General features: G+C 71.6%; 14 protein-coding genes. 9 read left to right on the top strand and 5 right to left on the bottom strand.

The features are described from left to right. Positions 1–205: 205 nt before the first annotated feature. The 3 genes from ACFULQ_RS12230 (at position 206) to ACFULQ_RS12220 (ending at position 1,965) form a co-directional block, all read left to right on the top strand. Positions 206–748 (top strand): sigma-70 family RNA polymerase sigma factor, encoded by a 543-nt coding sequence (locus ACFULQ_RS12230; RefSeq protein ID WP_383541790.1) that lies wholly within the window; start codon positions 206–208, stop codon positions 746–748. Further along, entirely contained in the window at positions 745–1,569 is an 825-nt protein-coding gene (locus tag ACFULQ_RS12225; RefSeq protein WP_383541787.1) for an anti-sigma factor domain-containing protein, read from the top strand. Before ACFULQ_RS12230 ends, ACFULQ_RS12225 begins: the two co-directional genes overlap by 4 nt. 126 nt (positions 1,570–1,695) lie before the next feature. Then, complete coding sequence (locus tag ACFULQ_RS12220) at positions 1,696–1,965, top strand: hypothetical protein (RefSeq protein ID WP_028809926.1); 270 nt, start codon at positions 1,696–1,698, stop codon at positions 1,963–1,965. A 192-nt stretch (positions 1,966–2,157) separates the two neighbouring features. Here the strand turns inward: ACFULQ_RS12220 and ACFULQ_RS12215 are convergent, their stop codons facing one another. After that, a complete protein-coding gene (locus ACFULQ_RS12215; RefSeq protein WP_383541784.1) occupies positions 2,158–2,940 on the bottom strand; it encodes an ABC transporter permease in 783 nt (260 codons plus the stop codon). Continuing rightward, positions 2,937–3,875, bottom strand: coding sequence for an ATP-binding cassette domain-containing protein (locus tag ACFULQ_RS12210; RefSeq protein WP_383541781.1), 939 nt, complete (start codon positions 3,873–3,875; stop codon positions 2,937–2,939). Before ACFULQ_RS12210 ends, ACFULQ_RS12215 begins: the two co-directional genes overlap by 4 nt. Before the next feature lie 63 nt (positions 3,876–3,938). Here ACFULQ_RS12210 and ACFULQ_RS12205 point away from each other — a divergent pair, with 63 nt between their 5' ends. Continuing rightward, a complete protein-coding gene (locus tag ACFULQ_RS12205) occupies positions 3,939–4,688 on the top strand; it encodes a TetR/AcrR family transcriptional regulator (RefSeq protein WP_383541779.1) in 750 nt (249 codons plus the stop codon). Here the strand turns inward: ACFULQ_RS12205 and ACFULQ_RS12200 are convergent. The 3 genes from ACFULQ_RS12200 to hmgA form a co-directional block, all read right to left on the bottom strand. Beyond that, positions 4,675–5,829 (bottom strand): type ISP restriction/modification enzyme, encoded by a 1,155-nt coding sequence (locus ACFULQ_RS12200; RefSeq protein WP_383541776.1) that lies wholly within the window; start codon positions 5,827–5,829, stop codon positions 4,675–4,677. The genes ACFULQ_RS12205 and ACFULQ_RS12200 overlap by 14 nt on opposite strands. Positions 5,830–5,869: 40 nt before the next feature. Next, the gene (locus ACFULQ_RS12195; protein ID WP_383541774.1) at positions 5,870–6,619 is read right to left on the bottom strand and encodes a GntR family transcriptional regulator; all 750 of its coding nucleotides are present in this window, start codon (positions 6,617–6,619) and stop codon (positions 5,870–5,872) included. Between the two features lie 281 nt (positions 6,620–6,900). Further along, complete coding sequence (gene hmgA, locus ACFULQ_RS12190) at positions 6,901–8,250, bottom strand: homogentisate 1,2-dioxygenase (RefSeq protein ID WP_383541772.1); 1,350 nt, start codon at positions 8,248–8,250, stop codon at positions 6,901–6,903. A 174-nt stretch (positions 8,251–8,424) separates the two neighbouring features. Between hmgA and ACFULQ_RS12185 the strand changes: the two genes are divergently transcribed. The 5 genes from ACFULQ_RS12185 to ACFULQ_RS12165 all read left to right on the top strand — a co-directional run bounded on the left by ACFULQ_RS12185 (position 8,425) and on the right by ACFULQ_RS12165 (position 15,260). After that, entirely contained in the window at positions 8,425–9,408 is a 984-nt protein-coding gene (locus tag ACFULQ_RS12185) for a hypothetical protein (protein WP_383541769.1), read from the top strand. A gap of 64 nt (positions 9,409–9,472) precedes the next feature. Then, positions 9,473–10,093, top strand: coding sequence for a TetR family transcriptional regulator (locus ACFULQ_RS12180; protein WP_383541766.1), 621 nt, complete (start codon positions 9,473–9,475; stop codon positions 10,091–10,093). Positions 10,094–10,171: 78 nt separating this feature from the next. Then, a complete protein-coding gene (locus tag ACFULQ_RS12175) occupies positions 10,172–12,403 on the top strand; it encodes a molybdopterin oxidoreductase family protein (RefSeq protein WP_383541763.1) in 2,232 nt (743 codons plus the stop codon). 121 nt (positions 12,404–12,524) lie between these two features. After that, complete coding sequence (locus tag ACFULQ_RS12170; protein ID WP_383541761.1) at positions 12,525–13,958, top strand: CitMHS family transporter; 1,434 nt, start codon at positions 12,525–12,527, stop codon at positions 13,956–13,958. 60 nt (positions 13,959–14,018) lie between these two features. Continuing rightward, the gene (locus tag ACFULQ_RS12165; protein WP_383541758.1) at positions 14,019–15,260 is read left to right on the top strand and encodes an MFS transporter; all 1,242 of its coding nucleotides are present in this window, start codon (positions 14,019–14,021) and stop codon (positions 15,258–15,260) included. The last annotated feature ends 32 nt before the right edge of the window (positions 15,261–15,292 follow it).

Here is a 15,292-nt window from a genome sequence, read left to right as displayed (position 1 = left end):
CGTCCGTCCTCAGTCCAACTTGCCTGACGCTCGGTGATTCGGAGTGGTGGGCAGGGTGGATTGGTCGAATCTCAAAACTTCTTTTCTGCTGCTCGACCCGCGTTTTCGGCGATCTGATCCGTAACCCCATCCGGAGGTGTGTTCGTTGCGAATACCTCGTGGGACGGGACGGCCCAGGTGCGGCTTTGCGGGAGGGGGCGACGAGTTGGAGGCGGATGAGCTTCTGGTGCTCGTGGCGGGCGGTGACCAGAAGGCTTTCGAGGAGCTCTACGGGCTCGTGGCCGGGCCGGTGTTCGGGCTGGTACGGCGTGTGGTGCGTGATCCGGCGCAGTCGGAGGAGGTGTCGCAGGAGGTGCTGCTGGAGCTCTGGCGGTCCGCCGCGCGGTTCGACCCGCGCCGGGGCAGCGCGCTGTCCTGGGTCCTCACGCTCGCGCACCGCCGCGCCGTCGACCGGGTGCGCAGCGCCCGCGCGGCCGGTGAGCGCGAGCAGCGCGAGGCGTTCCGGGCCCACCACACCGCCTTCGACCAGGTGACCGAGGAGGTCGAGGCCGGCCTGGAACGCGAGTGGGTGCGCCGGTGCCTGGAGCGCCTCACCGAACTCCAGCGCCAGTCGGTCACCCTCGCCTATTACGACGGGTACACCTACCGTGAAGTGGCTGAGCGGCTCTCCTTGCCGCTGGGAACGGTGAAGACGCGCATGCGTGACGGACTGACCCGCTTGCGGGAGTGCCTGGGAGGTGTGGCGTGAGTCTCTTCCGCCGGGAAGATCTCCACTCCCTCGCGGCCCCCTACGCCCTCGACGCGCTGGAGCCCCCCGAGCGGGCCCGCTTCGAGCGCCATCTCAAGGGCTGCGACAGCTGCGCGGCGGAGGTGCGTGCGCTGTCCGAGGACGCCGTACGGCTGGCATGGTCGGCGGCCGCTCCACCGCCGGCCGCGATGCGCGACCGGGTGCTGTCCGCCGTGCGCTCCATCCCGCAGGAGCCCGCCGCGCGGCCGGAGCCGGTGCGGGCCCGGCCGGAGCCGGCCCGGGCGCGCAAGTCGCAGCTGCCCCCTCATGTGTGGGGCGTGCAGCCGCCGCCCAGGCCGCGCCGACGGCGGCCGCTCTTCGTGCCGTTCGCGACGGCCACCGCGGCCGCGGCCCTCGTCGTCGCTTCCCTGTTCGCCGTCCAGGCCAACCGGACCCAGGACGAACTGGACGCGCAGAAGGCGCAGGCCAGTGAGATCGCCCACGTTCTGGGGGCCTCGGACGCGCTCGCGACCCGGGGGCAGGACGCACAGGGCCGAAGTATCGGAGTGGTCGCCTCCGCATCGGAGGGGCGTGCGGTCGTCACCCTGAGCGGGTACAGCGCGCCCCCGAGCGGCCGCGTGCGCCAGTTGTGGCTCATGCGCCCCAACGAGCAACCGCGCTCCCTGGGGCTCTTCGACGCCGACACGCCCTTGGTCGCGACCGGACTCGACAAGTCTGCAACATCACTCGCAGTGACGGTCGAGCCGGACGGCGGCTCACCGCAGCCCACTACTCAGCCGGTTGTCCAACTCGCCCTGAAATCTGTTGGATTCGGAGAGTAATCATGGAGGGGTCGTCAACACCCTTACGGGGAAGGTGAATCCTGTGACGCCGATACACGTGTGCCCCGGCGGGGCGATAGGGTTACCCTGCCCGGGCCGGGTGGACTCGTACGGGTGGGGAGTGACATGGAACAGATAACAGTGCGCAGGGCGAGGGTCCCTGCGATCACCTGCGGGAGCAGCGCGACCAGTTCGCGCCTGGACCGCCATCTCTCGGTGCTGTCGGGGCCCGCCGTCCCGCAGCGTGAGGCGGCCGAGGCGACCTCGCTGATGCGTGAGCTGACCGCGCGTGACACCACCAAGCAGGAGCGCAGCGACCGGGGTGCCCGGGTCCGCCGCGTCTCGCTGTTCGCACCACTGCGCCGACTGCGCCGTTCGCTGTTCGGCGGGCACTGAGCCCCAGCCGCCCGGGTTCGTGCTGCGATCTGTCCGTCATCCCCACGGCATGCAGCACGATCCAGGTGAGCCGGCCGAGCGAGGGGCCCGCCCCCGGCTCGGCCTCCCCGTACGCAACACCTTTGGCATGTATGCCTCCGAGGTCGGCCCGGGCCCCGGCAGGGCCCGAACTCCCCTCCCGGCACGAGGCGTTCAGCCCTCCCCGCGGCCGTAGCGCCTTACGGCGAGCGGTGCGAAGACCACGAGCAGCAGCGCGCACCACAGCAGTGACCCGGCGATCGGATGGGCCACCGGCCAGGCCGCGCCCTCCGGCACCGGCGCGTTCCCGAACAGGTCCCGCAGAGCCGTGGTCACCGCGCTGATCGGGTTCCACTCGGCGAGGGTCCGCAGCCAGCCGGGCAGCCCCTCGGTCGGAATGTAGGCGTTGGACAGCAGCGGCAGGATGAACGTCGCTCCGCCCAGCTGACCCGCGGCCTCCTCGTCGCGGGTGAGCAGGCCGAGGAAGATACCGATCCAGGTCGTCGCGAACCGGAACAGCAGCAACAGCCCCACCGCGCCCACCGCTTGGAGCGTGGAGCCCTCGACGCGCCAGCCCACGGCGAGCCCCACCAGCAGGAACGGCACCATGCCGGCCGCGGTGACCACGACGTCCGCCACCGACTGCCCCAGCGGTACGGCCGCCCGGCTGATCGGCAGGGTGCGCAGCCGGTCCGTCACGCCCCGGTGGACGTCCTGGGCCGACTGGAACATCCCGGTCATGATCCCGTTCGCCGCCGTCGCCACCAGCAGACCCGGCACCAGGAAGGACCGGTACTCCTCGCCCGGCATCGCCAGCGCGCTGCCGAAGACATAGCCGAAGAACATCAGCATGGTGATCGGCATGGTCTGGGTCAGGACCAGCAGCCCCGGGTTGTTCCGCACCCGCCGCAGCTGACGGCCCAGCATCGCGGTGCCGTCGTGGACCGGCGTGCTCATGCGGCGACCTCCTCGGTGAGTCGCAGGAAGACGTCGTCGAGGGTCGGCGGCCGGATGCTCGCGTCGAGCAACGGCACGCCCGCCGCGTCCAGTTCACGCACCAGCCGGGGGAGCGTGAGCGTGGTGTCCCGGGTGACCGCGCCCACCGAGTTCCGGGCGCGGTCGAACGACGGTTCCCCGCCCGTGAGTTGGTCGAGGACGCCGGCCGCCTTCACCAGGACGTCGGGGTCCGCGACGACGATCTCGACGTGCGCCCCGATCAGCGCCTTGAGCTGGGCCGGCGAACCAGTGTGCGCCACCCGTCCCTTGTCCACCAGGGCGATGTCGTGGGCGAGTTGGTCGGCCTCCTCCAGATACTGCGTGGTCAGCAGGACGGTCGTGCCGTCCGCCGTGAGATCGCGGACGGCGTCCCAGATGAGAGCGCGGCTGGCCGGGTCGAGGCCGGTCGTGGGCTCGTCGAGGAACAGGATCTCGGGGCGGCGGACCAGGCTCGCCGCGAGGTCGAGGCGGCGGCGCATGCCGCCCGAGTAGGTGGACGCGGGGCGGTCGGCGGAGTCGGTCAGCCCGAAGCGCTCCAGCAGCTCGGCGGCCCGCTCGGCCGGCCCCCGCACCCGGTGCAGCCGGGCGAACAGCCTGAGGTTCTGCCGTCCGGTGAGGTCCCCGTCGACCGACGCGTACTGCCCGGTGACCGCGATGGCCCGGCGGACCGCCGCCGGCTCCCGGACCAGGTCGTGCCCGGCGACCCGCGCGGAGCCGGCGTCCGGTCGTAGCAGTGTGGTCAGCAGCCGTATCGCCGTGGTCTTGCCGGCGCCGTTGGGGCCGAGGATGCCGCAGACCGTGCCCGGAGCGACCGCGAGATCGAGGCCGCGCAGGGCATGCACCTCCCCGAACCGCTTCTCCAGACCTTCACTAAGTACAGCGTACGTAGAAGTCATGGCAGGACCATAGCGCACTACGTACGCTGTACGTAACTAGGATGGTGGCCGAGGTGATGATCGATGGCGGGCCGAGCGGCCGTACCCGAAGTGATCTGGGCTCGTCCCGAACGGACGGGGCGCGGGCCCAAACCCGCGTTCACCAGGGCGGACATCGCGGCGGCGGCGGTGCGGCTGGCGGATGCCGGCGGGCTGGACGCGGTGTCGATGCGGCACGTGGCGGCCGAGCTGGGCTGCGGCACGATGTCGCTCTACAACTACGTCCCCCGCAAGGAGGACCTGTACGAGCTGATGGTGGACGCGGTCAGCGGGGAGCACGAGCTGTTCGAGCCGACCGGTGACTGGCGGGCCGACATGCTCCGCAACGCCCGCCAGACCAAGGCGCTCATGCACCGGCACGCCTGGATGGTCCGGCTGATGTCAGGGGTGTACGGCTTCAGCCCCAACGCCCTGCGCTACCTGGAGCACTGCCTCGCCTGCCTCGACCCGCTGGACGTGCCCTACGGCACGAAGATCGAGCTGGTCGCGATGCTCAACGGGTGTGTGACGACGTACGTCTCGAACGAGCTGTCCACGGCTGAGCGGGTGCGGTCGTTGCCGTGGTCTCAGGAGCAGGAGAACGCGGTGCGGATCGCGTATCTGGGGGGTCAGGTGGCGTCCGGGGCGTATCCGCGGTTGGCGGCGGCGTTTGCGGAGGACTCGGGGCCGGTTGATCTTGACGCGGTGTTCGAGAGGATGTTGGGGCGGGTTTTGGACGGGTTCTCGCCGCGGGGGACACAGCCCCGCGCCCCTGGGGTGGCTACAGCAACGTGAGTTGACCCTCTGGCCCCTCCTCGTGACCGTCCAGGACCGATGCCGGTCGGCGCGACGCCTCAGGCACGGGCAATACGCCCGCCTCGCGCAGGTCGGTCGTCGTGATCTGTGAGGTCAACTCGTCCTCCAGGGGCTGTAGATCCGCCAGCAGGGCCAGCACCGTGATCAGTTCCAGGAGTTCGGACGTCCAGGTCTGCGGCCAGGTCGTCGGGCGGATCGCTGCCAGAGTGCCCGGTTCCGGTTCCTCGGTCCGGGTGGTGAACCACTGCTCCAGGACCCGTACTCCGGCCGCCTCGAAGTCCCAGGCCTCGGGCGGTACCGGGGAGATGCGGCCCTCGTCGACCAGCAGGGCCTCCTCGTCGCGGTCGTAGTCCAGGGTCAGGGGGCGGGACGGCAGAGGTGCGCGGACGTACGGGCGGCGGCCGCCGGGGAGCTTCGGGCGGTCGCCGTGGCGGCGCATCAGCCACAGGGTGCGGTGGCCCGACTCGACACCGCGGAACCAGAGTTCGGGGTCGTCGGTGAGCGGGACGGTGAGGTCCCGGCGGACCGCCGCGAGGATCCAGGCGAGGACGTCCAGGGGCTCCACCGCCGTTTCCAGACGGGTCCGCAGGTGGTCCAGGAGGCCCGGCGCCAGGTTCGGTTCCGTGGCCCCAGGGCGGCGGTACAGCGGGCGGACGCGGCCCGGGCGGAGCAGGGGGAGCAGCGAGGTCGCGAGGAGCCGGGGGCCCTGACCCTCCGTCGGCGTCTCCACCACGAACACCTGCTGCTCGTCCGCCACCCGCCACAGCTCGGGCCGGGCCGCGTCGATCAGCCGGTGGTCCGGGATCAGCCACTGCTCGTCGAACGGCGCGTGCAGGACCCGTACCGGCTCCGGGCAGGGGCCGGTGGCCCGGGCGAGCCGCTCCGTGCCGCCCGTCCGCCCCGGCAGCTGTCCTACCGCCGAGCGCAGGGTGCGGGACCGGGTCGGCTCGAACAGGGCCTCCCGGTCGGGCCCCTCGGCCTTGAGCAGCGCGTCCCAGCGGGCGTTCAGGGATGCCGCGTCGGGGCCCGTCGGCCACCCCCGGCCGAGCCGCGGCGGTGCGACGGACCACGGCATGAGGTCCGCGAGTGGCGGAGCGTCGTCGTGCGTCACGCTGGGCATCGTACGACCTTTCGCCGACAGGCAGCCGGGGCCAGTGGGCTCACGTGGCGTCCAGGGTGACGGTGAAGGAGAAGCGGTCGCCGCGGTAGTGGATCACCGCCGCGTCGAGGACCCGGCCCTCCCCGTCGTACGCCAGGCCCGTGTAGTGCAGGATCGGACTGAGCAGCGGGACTTGGAGCAGCCGGGCGGTCTCCGGGTCCGCGAGCCGTGCCTCCACGGTGTCCGTGATGCGGCTGATGTCCGCCCCGACGACATCCCGCAGCACCTTCGTCATCGGCCAGCGGACCAGGTCCGACGGGTCGATGTGCGCGGCCAGTTCGGGGCGGACGTAGTTGCGGGCGTGGTTGGTCGGTTCGCCCGTGCGTTCGTCGCTGCGCAGTCGGTGGTACGCCGCCACCTCGTCCAACGCCGGGAAGTGCTCGGCGAGTTCGGGCGGCACGGGGGACTTGCCGTGCTCCAGCAGCTCGGTCGTCATGCCGGACTGCTGGGCCACGATCGCGTCCACCGAGCCCAGCAGCCGGACCGGGGTGCCCCTTCTCGCGTCCGGCTCGATGAAGGTGCCCCGGCGGCGGTGCCGGGTGATGAGCCCCTCGTCCTCCAACTCCTTGAGCGCCTGCCGCATGGTCAGCACGCTCACGCCGTAGTGCCCGGCCAACTGCTCCTCGGTGGGCAGGCGGAGCGGGTCCTGGGGGGAGCGGCCGAGTATCGAGGCGCGCAGCGACTGCGACACCTGGTACCAGAGCGGCAGCTTGCGGTTCAGGACGATCGAGTCCGGAGCGAAGGAGGTCACGGGCTATCCGTACCTTTCGCGGATCGGTCGGTGCAACGGGGGGATCGGTGGGGTGGGCGGATTGCAGGGCGGGTGGGTCGGTGTGACGGGTGGATCCGCGAGGTGGGTGGGGGTCGGTGCGGTGACTGGATCTGCGGGGCGGGCGGGTCGGTGTGACGGGCGGATCCGCGGGCCGGCTGGGGAGTTCGACCGGCGGATCCGCGGGGCCGGCGGGTCAAGGCGTCGGGCGGATCCGCGGGGCCGGCGGGTCATGCGTCGGGCGGATCCGTGGGACCGGCGGGTCAGTTCGGCGGGCGGAAGTGGCGTTGCAGGCCTCGCCACACGTCGTCGTAGCGCGGCTGGAGGTGGTCCGCGCGGGCCGCGTGTGCGGTGAGCGTCACCGGCCAGCGGGTCTCGAACATGAACGCGAGGCCGTCGTCGACCTTCTGCGGCTTGAGCTCGGCCGCGCTCGCCCGGTCGAAGGTCTCCCGGTCCGGTCCGTGCGCCGACATCATGTTGTGCAGCGAGCCGCCGCCCGGCACGAAACCCCCCTTCCCAGCGGTCTTCGCGTCGTACGCGCCCTCGATCAGGCCCATGTACTCGCTCATCACGTTCCGGTGGAAGTACGGCGGCCGGAAGGTGTCCTCCCCGACCAGCCAGCGCGGCGCGAAGACCACGAAGTCGACGCCGGCCAGCCCCGGGGTGTCCGACGGGGACGTCAGCACGGTGAAGATCGACGGGTCGGGATGGTCGTACGAGATGGAGCCGATGACGTTGAAACGGCGCAGGTCGTAGACGTACGGCACATGGTTGCCGTGCCAGGCGACCACGTCGAGCGGGGAGTGATCGTAGGTCGCCGTCCAGAGGTTGCCGCAGAACTTGTTGACCACCTCCACCGGCCCCTCGACGTCCTCGTACGCGGCGACGGGGGCCTGGAAGTCGCGGGCGTTGGCGAGGCCGTTGGCGCCGATCGGGCCGAGGTCGGGGAGCTGGAAGGGGGCGCCGTAGTTCTCGCACACATAGCCCCTGGCCGACTCGTCGAGCAGCTCCACACGGAAGCGCACCCCACGAGGGATCAGCGCCACCTGGCCCGGCTCCACATGGAGCAGCCCGAACTCCGTGCGCAGCAGCAGCCCGCCGCGCTCCGGGACGATCAGCAGCTCGCCGTCGGCGTCGCTGAAGACGCGGTCCATGGAGTCGGTGGCGTGGTAGAGGTGCACGGCCATGCCGGTGCGCTGGGTGACGTCGCCGTTGCCGCCGAGGGTCCACAGGCCGGCGAGGAAGTCGGTGCCCTCGACGGGCTCCGGCAGCGGGTCCCAGCGCAGCCGGTTGGGGTCCGGGACCGACTCGGTGAAGGGGGCCGTACGGATCCGGCCGTGGTGGGTGTGCGTGAACGCGGGGTGCGCGGCCGACGGGCGGATCCGGTACAGCCAGGAGCGGCGGTTGTGGGCGCGGGGCTCGGTGAAGGCCGTACCGCTGAGCTGCTCCGCGTAGAGGCCGAGGGGGGCGCGCTGCGGGGCGTTGCGGCCCTCCGGGAGGGCGCCCGGGACGGCCTCCGAGGCGTGTTCGTTGCCGAAGCCGGAGAGGTACACCAGGCCCTCGGCGGTCTTGCGTGCGTCGCCGCGTGTGCTCGCTGCGTCCCCGCTCTTCATGGTCGCTCCCTTGCGATCCGATTCCTATGGACTACCGTATGATTGCGGTTTCGGCGGCGCAAGAGGTCGTTCCGTGGAACCGATTTCCCCGCTCGTGACCTCCTCAGGGAGGAGGACGAGAACCAGACCACAGGGGGATTCGCGGTGTCGTACCCGTGTTCTAGGCTCCCGGGCATGTCGTGGACGCGGGGAATCCTTGCCGCGCTCGCGGTCTGTGTCGTACTGGTGACCGGATCCGTGAGTTGTGGCACCAGTGGGGCCAAGGGGCACAAGGACGGCCAGTCGGTCTCACCGGTGGGCAAGGTCCTCGACGACACCGACCAGGAGGGCCGGCACTACCGCGAGGTGGACAAGGACAACGCCCCCGAGGTCGCCATAGAGGTGCAGCCGGCCACCGACGACTGCTGGTCGGTGCGGCTGACCGTCGAGAACTTCGCCTTCTCGCCCAGCAACACCAAGGCCAAGGCGGTCTCCGGCCGGGGTGTGGCCGTCCTCTTCGTGGACGACCGCCCGGTCACCACCCTGCGCACCCCCACCTACCGGCTCGCGGCCGCGTACGTCCCGCAGGGCACCCACAAGGTCACCGCCCGCCTGTACGCCGACGACGGCACCGTGTGGGCCGTGGACGGCGACCCGGTGGAGAGCACGGCGGACGTCACGGCGTCGAAGCCGCAGCCGTCGACGAGCACGGGGAGCGGGACTCCCGGTGCGGAATCGACGGCGGGCGGGGACGGCACGGGGGCGGAGTCGGCGCCGAGCGCGGGTGACTCCGGGGTGCGGTTCGCGGCGATCACGGGCGGCGGCGCTTCCGGGCCGGCCTCCACGACGACGATCACCGGCGGAAGCGGCTCCGTGACGGCCCCCTACACGACCGTTCGCGGAAGCGGCTCCGGGGCGGCCTTCATAGCGACAATCACCGGCGGAAGCGGCTCCCCGGCCGCCGTCATCACGACGACCATCGGCGGCACCGGCTCCGGCACCGCCCCTGCCACGACCGCCGGCGGCACCGCCCCTGCCACGACCACCGACGGCACCGCCTCCGCCACCAAGCTCACAGCCGCTACCGACGACGCCCCCACCGGAACCCGACTCACGGCGACCGCCCTCGCCGACGCCCCCGCCACGCGCCTCGCGGCGATTGCCGGCGGTGGCCGGTGAGTGTCGTGGGCCCCCGGCCCCGTACCAGGTGGCGGGGTTCACCTGACCACGGCGGAAAGGCATCATGAAGCCCGTGCCCCAAGCGACCCCGCTTCGCCGCGCCCCCGTGCAGCGGCGCAGCGCCGAACGGCTGACCAGAATCCTCGACGCCTGTGCCGCCCTGCTCGACGAGGTCGGCTACGACGACCTGAGCACGCGCGCCGTCGCGCTGCGCGCCGGGGTTCCCATCGGCTCGGTGTACCGCTTCTTCGGCAACAAGCGGCAGATGGCCGACGCCCTCGCCCAGCGCAACCTCGAACGCTTCACGGAGCGGGTCACCGGCCGCCTCCAGAAGTCGGGCGAGGAGGGCGGCTGGCGTACGGCGATGGACGTCGTCCTGGACGAGTACCTCGCCATGAAACGCACCGCCCCCGGCTTCTCCCTCGTCGACTTCGGCAACCAGATCCCCGTCGGCGCCCGCCACGCCGAACCCAACCACCGCGTCGCCGACCGCCTCACCGACCTCCTGTCGGGCTACCTCGCCCGCGAACCCGACGACGACCTGCGCCGCACCTTCCTGATCGCCACGGAAACCGCGGACACCCTCGTCCACCTGGCGTTCCGGATGGCACCGGAGGGCGACGAGCGGATCATCCAGGAGGCCAGGGAGATGTTGCGGGCGTATCTGGCGCGCGTTCTGGACTGAGCCCCGGCACCCCCTCCCGTCCGTCCATACCGGTCGGTATGCTCACCGGGACAGGCACCGCTGCCCCCGGGAGGACCCGTGTCCCGCACCGCTCTCCGCATCTGCCCGCTGTGCGAGGCCACCTGCGGTCTCACGCTCACCGTCGAGGGGACCCGGGTGACCGGGGCCCGCGGGGACCGTGACGACGTGTTCAGCAAGGGGTTCATCTGCCCGAAGGGTGCCTCCTTCGGGGCCGTCGACGGGGACCCCGACCGGCTGCGCACCCCCCTCGTGCGGCGGGACGGGGAGCTGCGCGAGGCCACCTGGGCGGAGGCCTTCGACGCGGTCGCCGCCGGGATCCGGGGCGTGGTCGAGCGGTACGGGGCGAACTCGGTCGGGGTCGTCCTCGGCAACCCCAACGTGCACACCATGGCCGGCGCCCTCTACCCGCCGGTGCTGCTCGCCGGGCTCGGGACCCGGAGCGTCTTCACCGCCTCCACCGTCGACCAGATGCCCAAGCACGTCTCCAGCGGACTGCTGTACGGCGACGCCAACGCCATCCCGGTGCCCGACCTCGACCGCACCGACCATCTGCTCCTGCTCGGCGCCAACCCCCTGGAGTCCAACGGGAGTCTGTGCACCGCCCCCGACTTCCCCGGCAAGCTCAAGGCGCTCAAGGCCCGCGGCGGCACCCTCACCGTGGTCGACCCCCGCCGCACCCGCACCGCCCGGCTCGCCGACCGGCACATCGCCATCCGGCCGGGCACGGACGCGTTGCTCCTCGCCGCGATGGCGTACACGCTGTTCGAGGAAGAGTCGGTCGACACCGCGGAGTTGACCCCGCATCTGCAAGGGCTCGACGAACTCCGGGAAGCCGTACGGGACTTCACCCCCGAAGCCGTCGCCGGCGCCTGTGACGTCGACGCCGACACCATCCGCACCCTCGCCCGCGAACTCGCCGCCGCCCCGACGGCCGCCGTGTACGGCCGCATCGGCAGTTGCACGGTCCCGCACGGCACCCTCGCCAGCTGGCTCGTCGACGTGCTCAACATCCTCACCGGCAACCTCGACCGGCCCGGCGGCGCCCTCTTCCCGCAAGCGGCCACCGACCGCACCCCCCGGCCCGCAGGACCGAGCCACGGCTTCGCCCTCGGGCGCTGGCACTCCCGGGTCGGTCGACACCCCGAGGCCAAGGGGGAGTTGCCGCTCTCCGCGCTCGCCGAGGAGATCGACACCGCGACCGCGGAGGGCGAGCCGATCCGGGCCCTCGTCGCCGTCGCCGCCAATCCGGTCCTCTCCGCCCCCGATGGCGACCGGCTCGACAAGGCCCTCGGCTCCCTCGACTTCATGGTCAGCGTGGACCCGTATCTCAACGAGACCTCACGCCACGCCCACGTCGTACTGCCGCCGCCCCCGCCCTCCCAGAGCCCGCACCACGACTTCGCCTTCAACACCCTCGCCGTGCGCAACCAGGTCCGCTACACCCGCCCCGCGGTCCCGCTGGAGCCCGGCCGGATGGCGGAGACGGAGATCCTCGCCCGGCTGGTCCTCGCCGCCACCGGCATGCACGGCGCCGACCCCTCCGCCGTGGACGACCTGGTCATCGGCCAGACCCTCGGCAAGGCCGTCAAGGAGGCCCACTCGCCCGTGCACGGCCACGACCCGCAGGAACTCGCGGCCCTCCTCCATGGCGACACCGGCCCCGAGCGGCGGCTCGACATGATGCTGCGCCTCGGCCCCTACGGCGACGGTTTCGGCGTACGACCGGACGGGCTGAGCCTGACGAAGCTGCTCGCGCATCCGCACGGCATCGACCTCGGGCCGCTGACCTCCCGGCTGCCGCAGCCGCTGAAGACCCGCAGCGGCAAGATCGAGCTGCTGCCGGGGCCGATCGCGGACGACCTGCCCCGGTTGCGGGAGGCCCTGCGGCAGCGGGTCGACGGACTCGTCCTCATCGGCCGTCGGCATCTGCGCTCCAACAACAGCTGGATGCACAACGTCCCCGCCCTCACCGGTGGCACCAACCGCTGCACCCTGCACATCCACCCCGAGGACGCGCAGGGCCTCGGACTCGTCGACGGACAGCGGATCGGGATCAAGGGGGCCGGGGGAGCGGTGACCGCGCCCGTGGAGATCACGGACACGGTCCGGCGGGGTGTCGTGAGCCTCCCGCACGGCTGGGGCCACGACCGCCCCGGGACCCGTATGCGGCACGCGGCCCAGGACCCCGGCGTCAATGTGAACCAGCTGCTCGACGGCACTCTCCTGGACCCCCTGTCGGGCAACGCGGTGCTCAACGGAGTGCCCGTCGAACTGATCGCAAGTCCGTGACCTGGAGTTTTGCGCTTATTGCTCGCACGTCAACGTCTTGTTAACGCCAAACGAACGGACCTAACGTCAACGCACCGCCGGCCCTGGTGGGAGTTCAAGGGCGAACGTTAGGTATCCACTCATGTTGACCATCCTCGGCTTCGCCATGATCGCGACCTTCCTGGTCCTGATCATGATGAAGAAGATGTCGCCGATCGCGGCGCTCGTGCTGATCCCGGCACTGTTCTGTGTCTTCGTCGGCAAGGGCGCCAAGCTCGGCGACTACGTCATCGAAGGCGTCACCAGCCTCGCCCCCACCGCGGCGATGCTCATGTTCGCGATCGTCTACTTCGGTGTGATGATCGACGTCGGCCTCTTCGACCCCGTCGTGCGCGGGATCCTGAAGTTCTGCAAGGCCGACCCGATGCGGATCGTCGTCGGCACCGCGGTGCTCGCCGCGATCGTCTCGCTCGACGGCGACGGCTCGACCACCTTCATGATCACCGTCTCGGCGATGTACCCGCTGTACAAGCGCCTGAAGATGAGCCTGGTCGTGATGACCGGTGTCGCCGCCATGGCCAACGGCGTGATGAACACCCTGCCCTGGGGCGGTCCGACGGCCCGTGCGGCGACCGCGCTGAAGGTCGACGCCAGCGACATCTTCGTCCCGATGATCCCGGCCCTGGCCGTCGGTCTGCTGGGCGTCTTCGTCCTCTCGTACGTCCTCGGCATGCGCGAGCGCAAGCGGCTGGGCGTGCTCACGCTGGGCGATGTCCTCGTGGAGGAGAAGGTCGAGGAGAAGGAGACCGAGACGGTCCTGGTCGGCGCCGGTTCCGGCGGTTCCGGCGGCTCCGGCACGGGCAAGGCCGCGGTGGGCACCGGCGGTTCGGGCTCCGGCACCGACGCCGACGACGAGGCCGACGAGCAGAAGCGCTTCCAGGTCCTCGACCCCAACCGCCCCACCCTGCGCCCCAAGCTGTACTGGTTCAACGCGCTGCTCACGGTCGCCCTCCTCACCTGCATGATCATGGAGTGGCTGCCGATCCCGGTGCTGTTCCTGCTCGGCGCCGCGCTCGCGCTCACCGTCAACTTCCCGCACATCCCGGACCAGAAGGCCCGCCTCGCCGCCCACGCGGACAACGTCCTCAACGTCTCCGGCATGGTCTTCGCCGCCGCCGTCTTCACCGGCGTCCTCCAGGGCACCGGCATGGTCGACCACATGGCCCGCTGGATGGTGGACGTCATCCCCGAGGGCATGGGCCCGCACATGGCCCTGGTCACCGGCATCCTGAGCCTCCCGCTCACCTACTTCATGTCGAACGACGGCTTCTACTTCGGCGTCCTGCCGGTGCTCGCCGAGGCCGGCGCCGCGCACGGCGTCACCCCGCTGGAGATGGCCCGCGCCTCCCTCGTCGGCCAGCCCCTGCACATGTCGAGCCCGCTCGTCCCGGCCGTGTACGTCCTGGTCGGCATGGCCAAGGTGGAGTTCGGCGACCACACGAGGTTCGTGGTCAAGTGGGCCGCGCTCACATGCCTGTTGGTCCTCGGGGCAGGGATCCTCTTCGGCATCGTCTGACCGCTCCAGGAACGACTTCGGAACAACCCTTCGGAACAACCTTCCACGGAGGACTCGCACATGGCGCCCGGTGGGAACCGCGGCTGGCTGCTCCGCCTCGTCATCGCCTTCAGCTTCACGCAGGGGGCGGTGTCGATGGCACGGCCCGCCGTCTCCTACCGGGCCCTCGCGCTGGGCGCGGACGAACGCGCGATCGGTGTCATCGCCGGTGTGTACGCGCTGCTGCCGCTGTTCGCCGCCGTACCGCTGGGCCGCCGTACGGACCACGGGCGGTGCGCGCCGCTGCTGCCCGTCGGAGTGGTGCTCATCTCCGGCGGGTGCGCGCTGAGCGGGGCCGCGAACTCCCTGTGGACGATGGCGGTCTGGAGCGGGGTGATGGGGCTCGGCCACCTCTGCTTCGTCATCGGCTCCCAGTCCCTCGTCGCCCGCCAGTCCGCCCCGCACGAACAGGACCGCAACTTCGGCCACTTCACCATCGGCGTCTCCCTCGGCCAGCTGGTGGGTCCGGTCGCGGCAGGCGCGCTGATCGACGGTTCCGACCGGGCGGGCACCAGCGCACTCGCGCTGTTCGTGGCGGGTGCGGGGGCGGCGGTCGCGTTCACCTCGCTGTGGCGCATCGAGCACCGCGACCCGGCGGCCAAGTCCCGTACCGCGCCCGGCGACCGGGTCCCCGTCGGACGCATCCTGCGGTCCCGGGGCGTGCCCGGCGGCATCTTCGTGAGCCTGTCCGTGCTGTCCGCCACCGACATCCTGACCGCCTACCTTCCGGTGGTCGGCGAGCACCGGGGCATCGCCCCCTCGGTGGTGGGCCTGCTGCTGAGCCTGCGCGCGGCCGCCACCATCGCCTGCCGACTGGTGCTGACCCCGCTGCTACGGCTGCTGGGGCGCGCGCTGCTCCTCACCGTGACGTGTCTGCTGGGGGCCTTCCTGTGCGCGAGCATCGCGCTGCCGGTTCCGGTGTGGGTGCTGGCGGTGATGCTCGCCCTGCTCGGTTTCTGCCTCGGGGTCGGACAGCCGCTGTCCATGACGACGGTGGTCCAGGCCGCCCCCGACGGCGCCCGCTCCACCGCCCTCGCCCTGCGGCTGACCGGCAACCGCCTCGGTCAGGTCGCCGCCCCGGCCACCGCGGGACTGGTCGCGGGGGTCGCGGGAGTGGCGGCGCCGTTCGTGATGCTGGGCGGGCTGCTGCTGGTGTCGTCGGGGGTCGCGCTGCGGTCGTCGGCCCGGGGTGACGCCGGGGCCGTAGCGGCAACGGGGGAGCGGCCCAAGCGCACGGGATTGCGCCGCACGAGCGATATCTGACGGCGCGCCGGGCGTCGATGCGGCCGACCTTC

This window comes from Streptomyces sp. NPDC057253 (assembly GCF_042669125.1).
GTDB lineage: Bacteria > Actinomycetota > Actinomycetes > Streptomycetales > Streptomycetaceae > Streptomyces.
The sequence above is the reverse complement of the archived record's forward strand: the minus strand, read 5'-3'. Positions and strand labels throughout refer to the sequence as shown.

What these genes read in the sequence shown, in the direction of transcription:
- ACFULQ_RS12220 (WP_028809926.1), top strand. Translation starts at nt 1,696, where the DNA reads ATGGAACAGATAACAGTGCGCAGGGCGAGGGTCCCTGCGATCACCTGC.
- ACFULQ_RS12215 (WP_383541784.1), bottom strand. Translation starts at nt 2,940, where the DNA reads ATGAGCACGCCGGTCCACGACGGCACCGCGATGCTGGGCCGTCAGCTG.
- ACFULQ_RS12210 (WP_383541781.1), bottom strand. Translation starts at nt 3,875, where the DNA reads ATGACTTCTACGTACGCTGTACTTAGTGAAGGTCTGGAGAAGCGGTTC.
- ACFULQ_RS12205 (WP_383541779.1), top strand. Translation starts at nt 3,939, where the DNA reads ATGGCGGGCCGAGCGGCCGTACCCGAAGTGATCTGGGCTCGTCCCGAA.
- ACFULQ_RS12200 (WP_383541776.1), bottom strand. Translation starts at nt 5,829, where the DNA reads ATGCCCAGCGTGACGCACGACGACGCTCCGCCACTCGCGGACCTCATG.
- hmgA (WP_383541772.1), bottom strand. Translation starts at nt 8,250, where the DNA reads ATGAAGAGCGGGGACGCAGCGAGCACACGCGGCGACGCACGCAAGACC.
- ACFULQ_RS12185 (WP_383541769.1), top strand. Translation starts at nt 8,425, where the DNA reads ATGTCGTGGACGCGGGGAATCCTTGCCGCGCTCGCGGTCTGTGTCGTA.
- ACFULQ_RS12180 (WP_383541766.1), top strand. Translation starts at nt 9,473, where the DNA reads ATGAAGCCCGTGCCCCAAGCGACCCCGCTTCGCCGCGCCCCCGTGCAG.
- ACFULQ_RS12170 (WP_383541761.1), top strand. Translation starts at nt 12,525, where the DNA reads ATGTTGACCATCCTCGGCTTCGCCATGATCGCGACCTTCCTGGTCCTG.
- ACFULQ_RS12165 (WP_383541758.1), top strand. Translation starts at nt 14,019, where the DNA reads ATGGCGCCCGGTGGGAACCGCGGCTGGCTGCTCCGCCTCGTCATCGCC.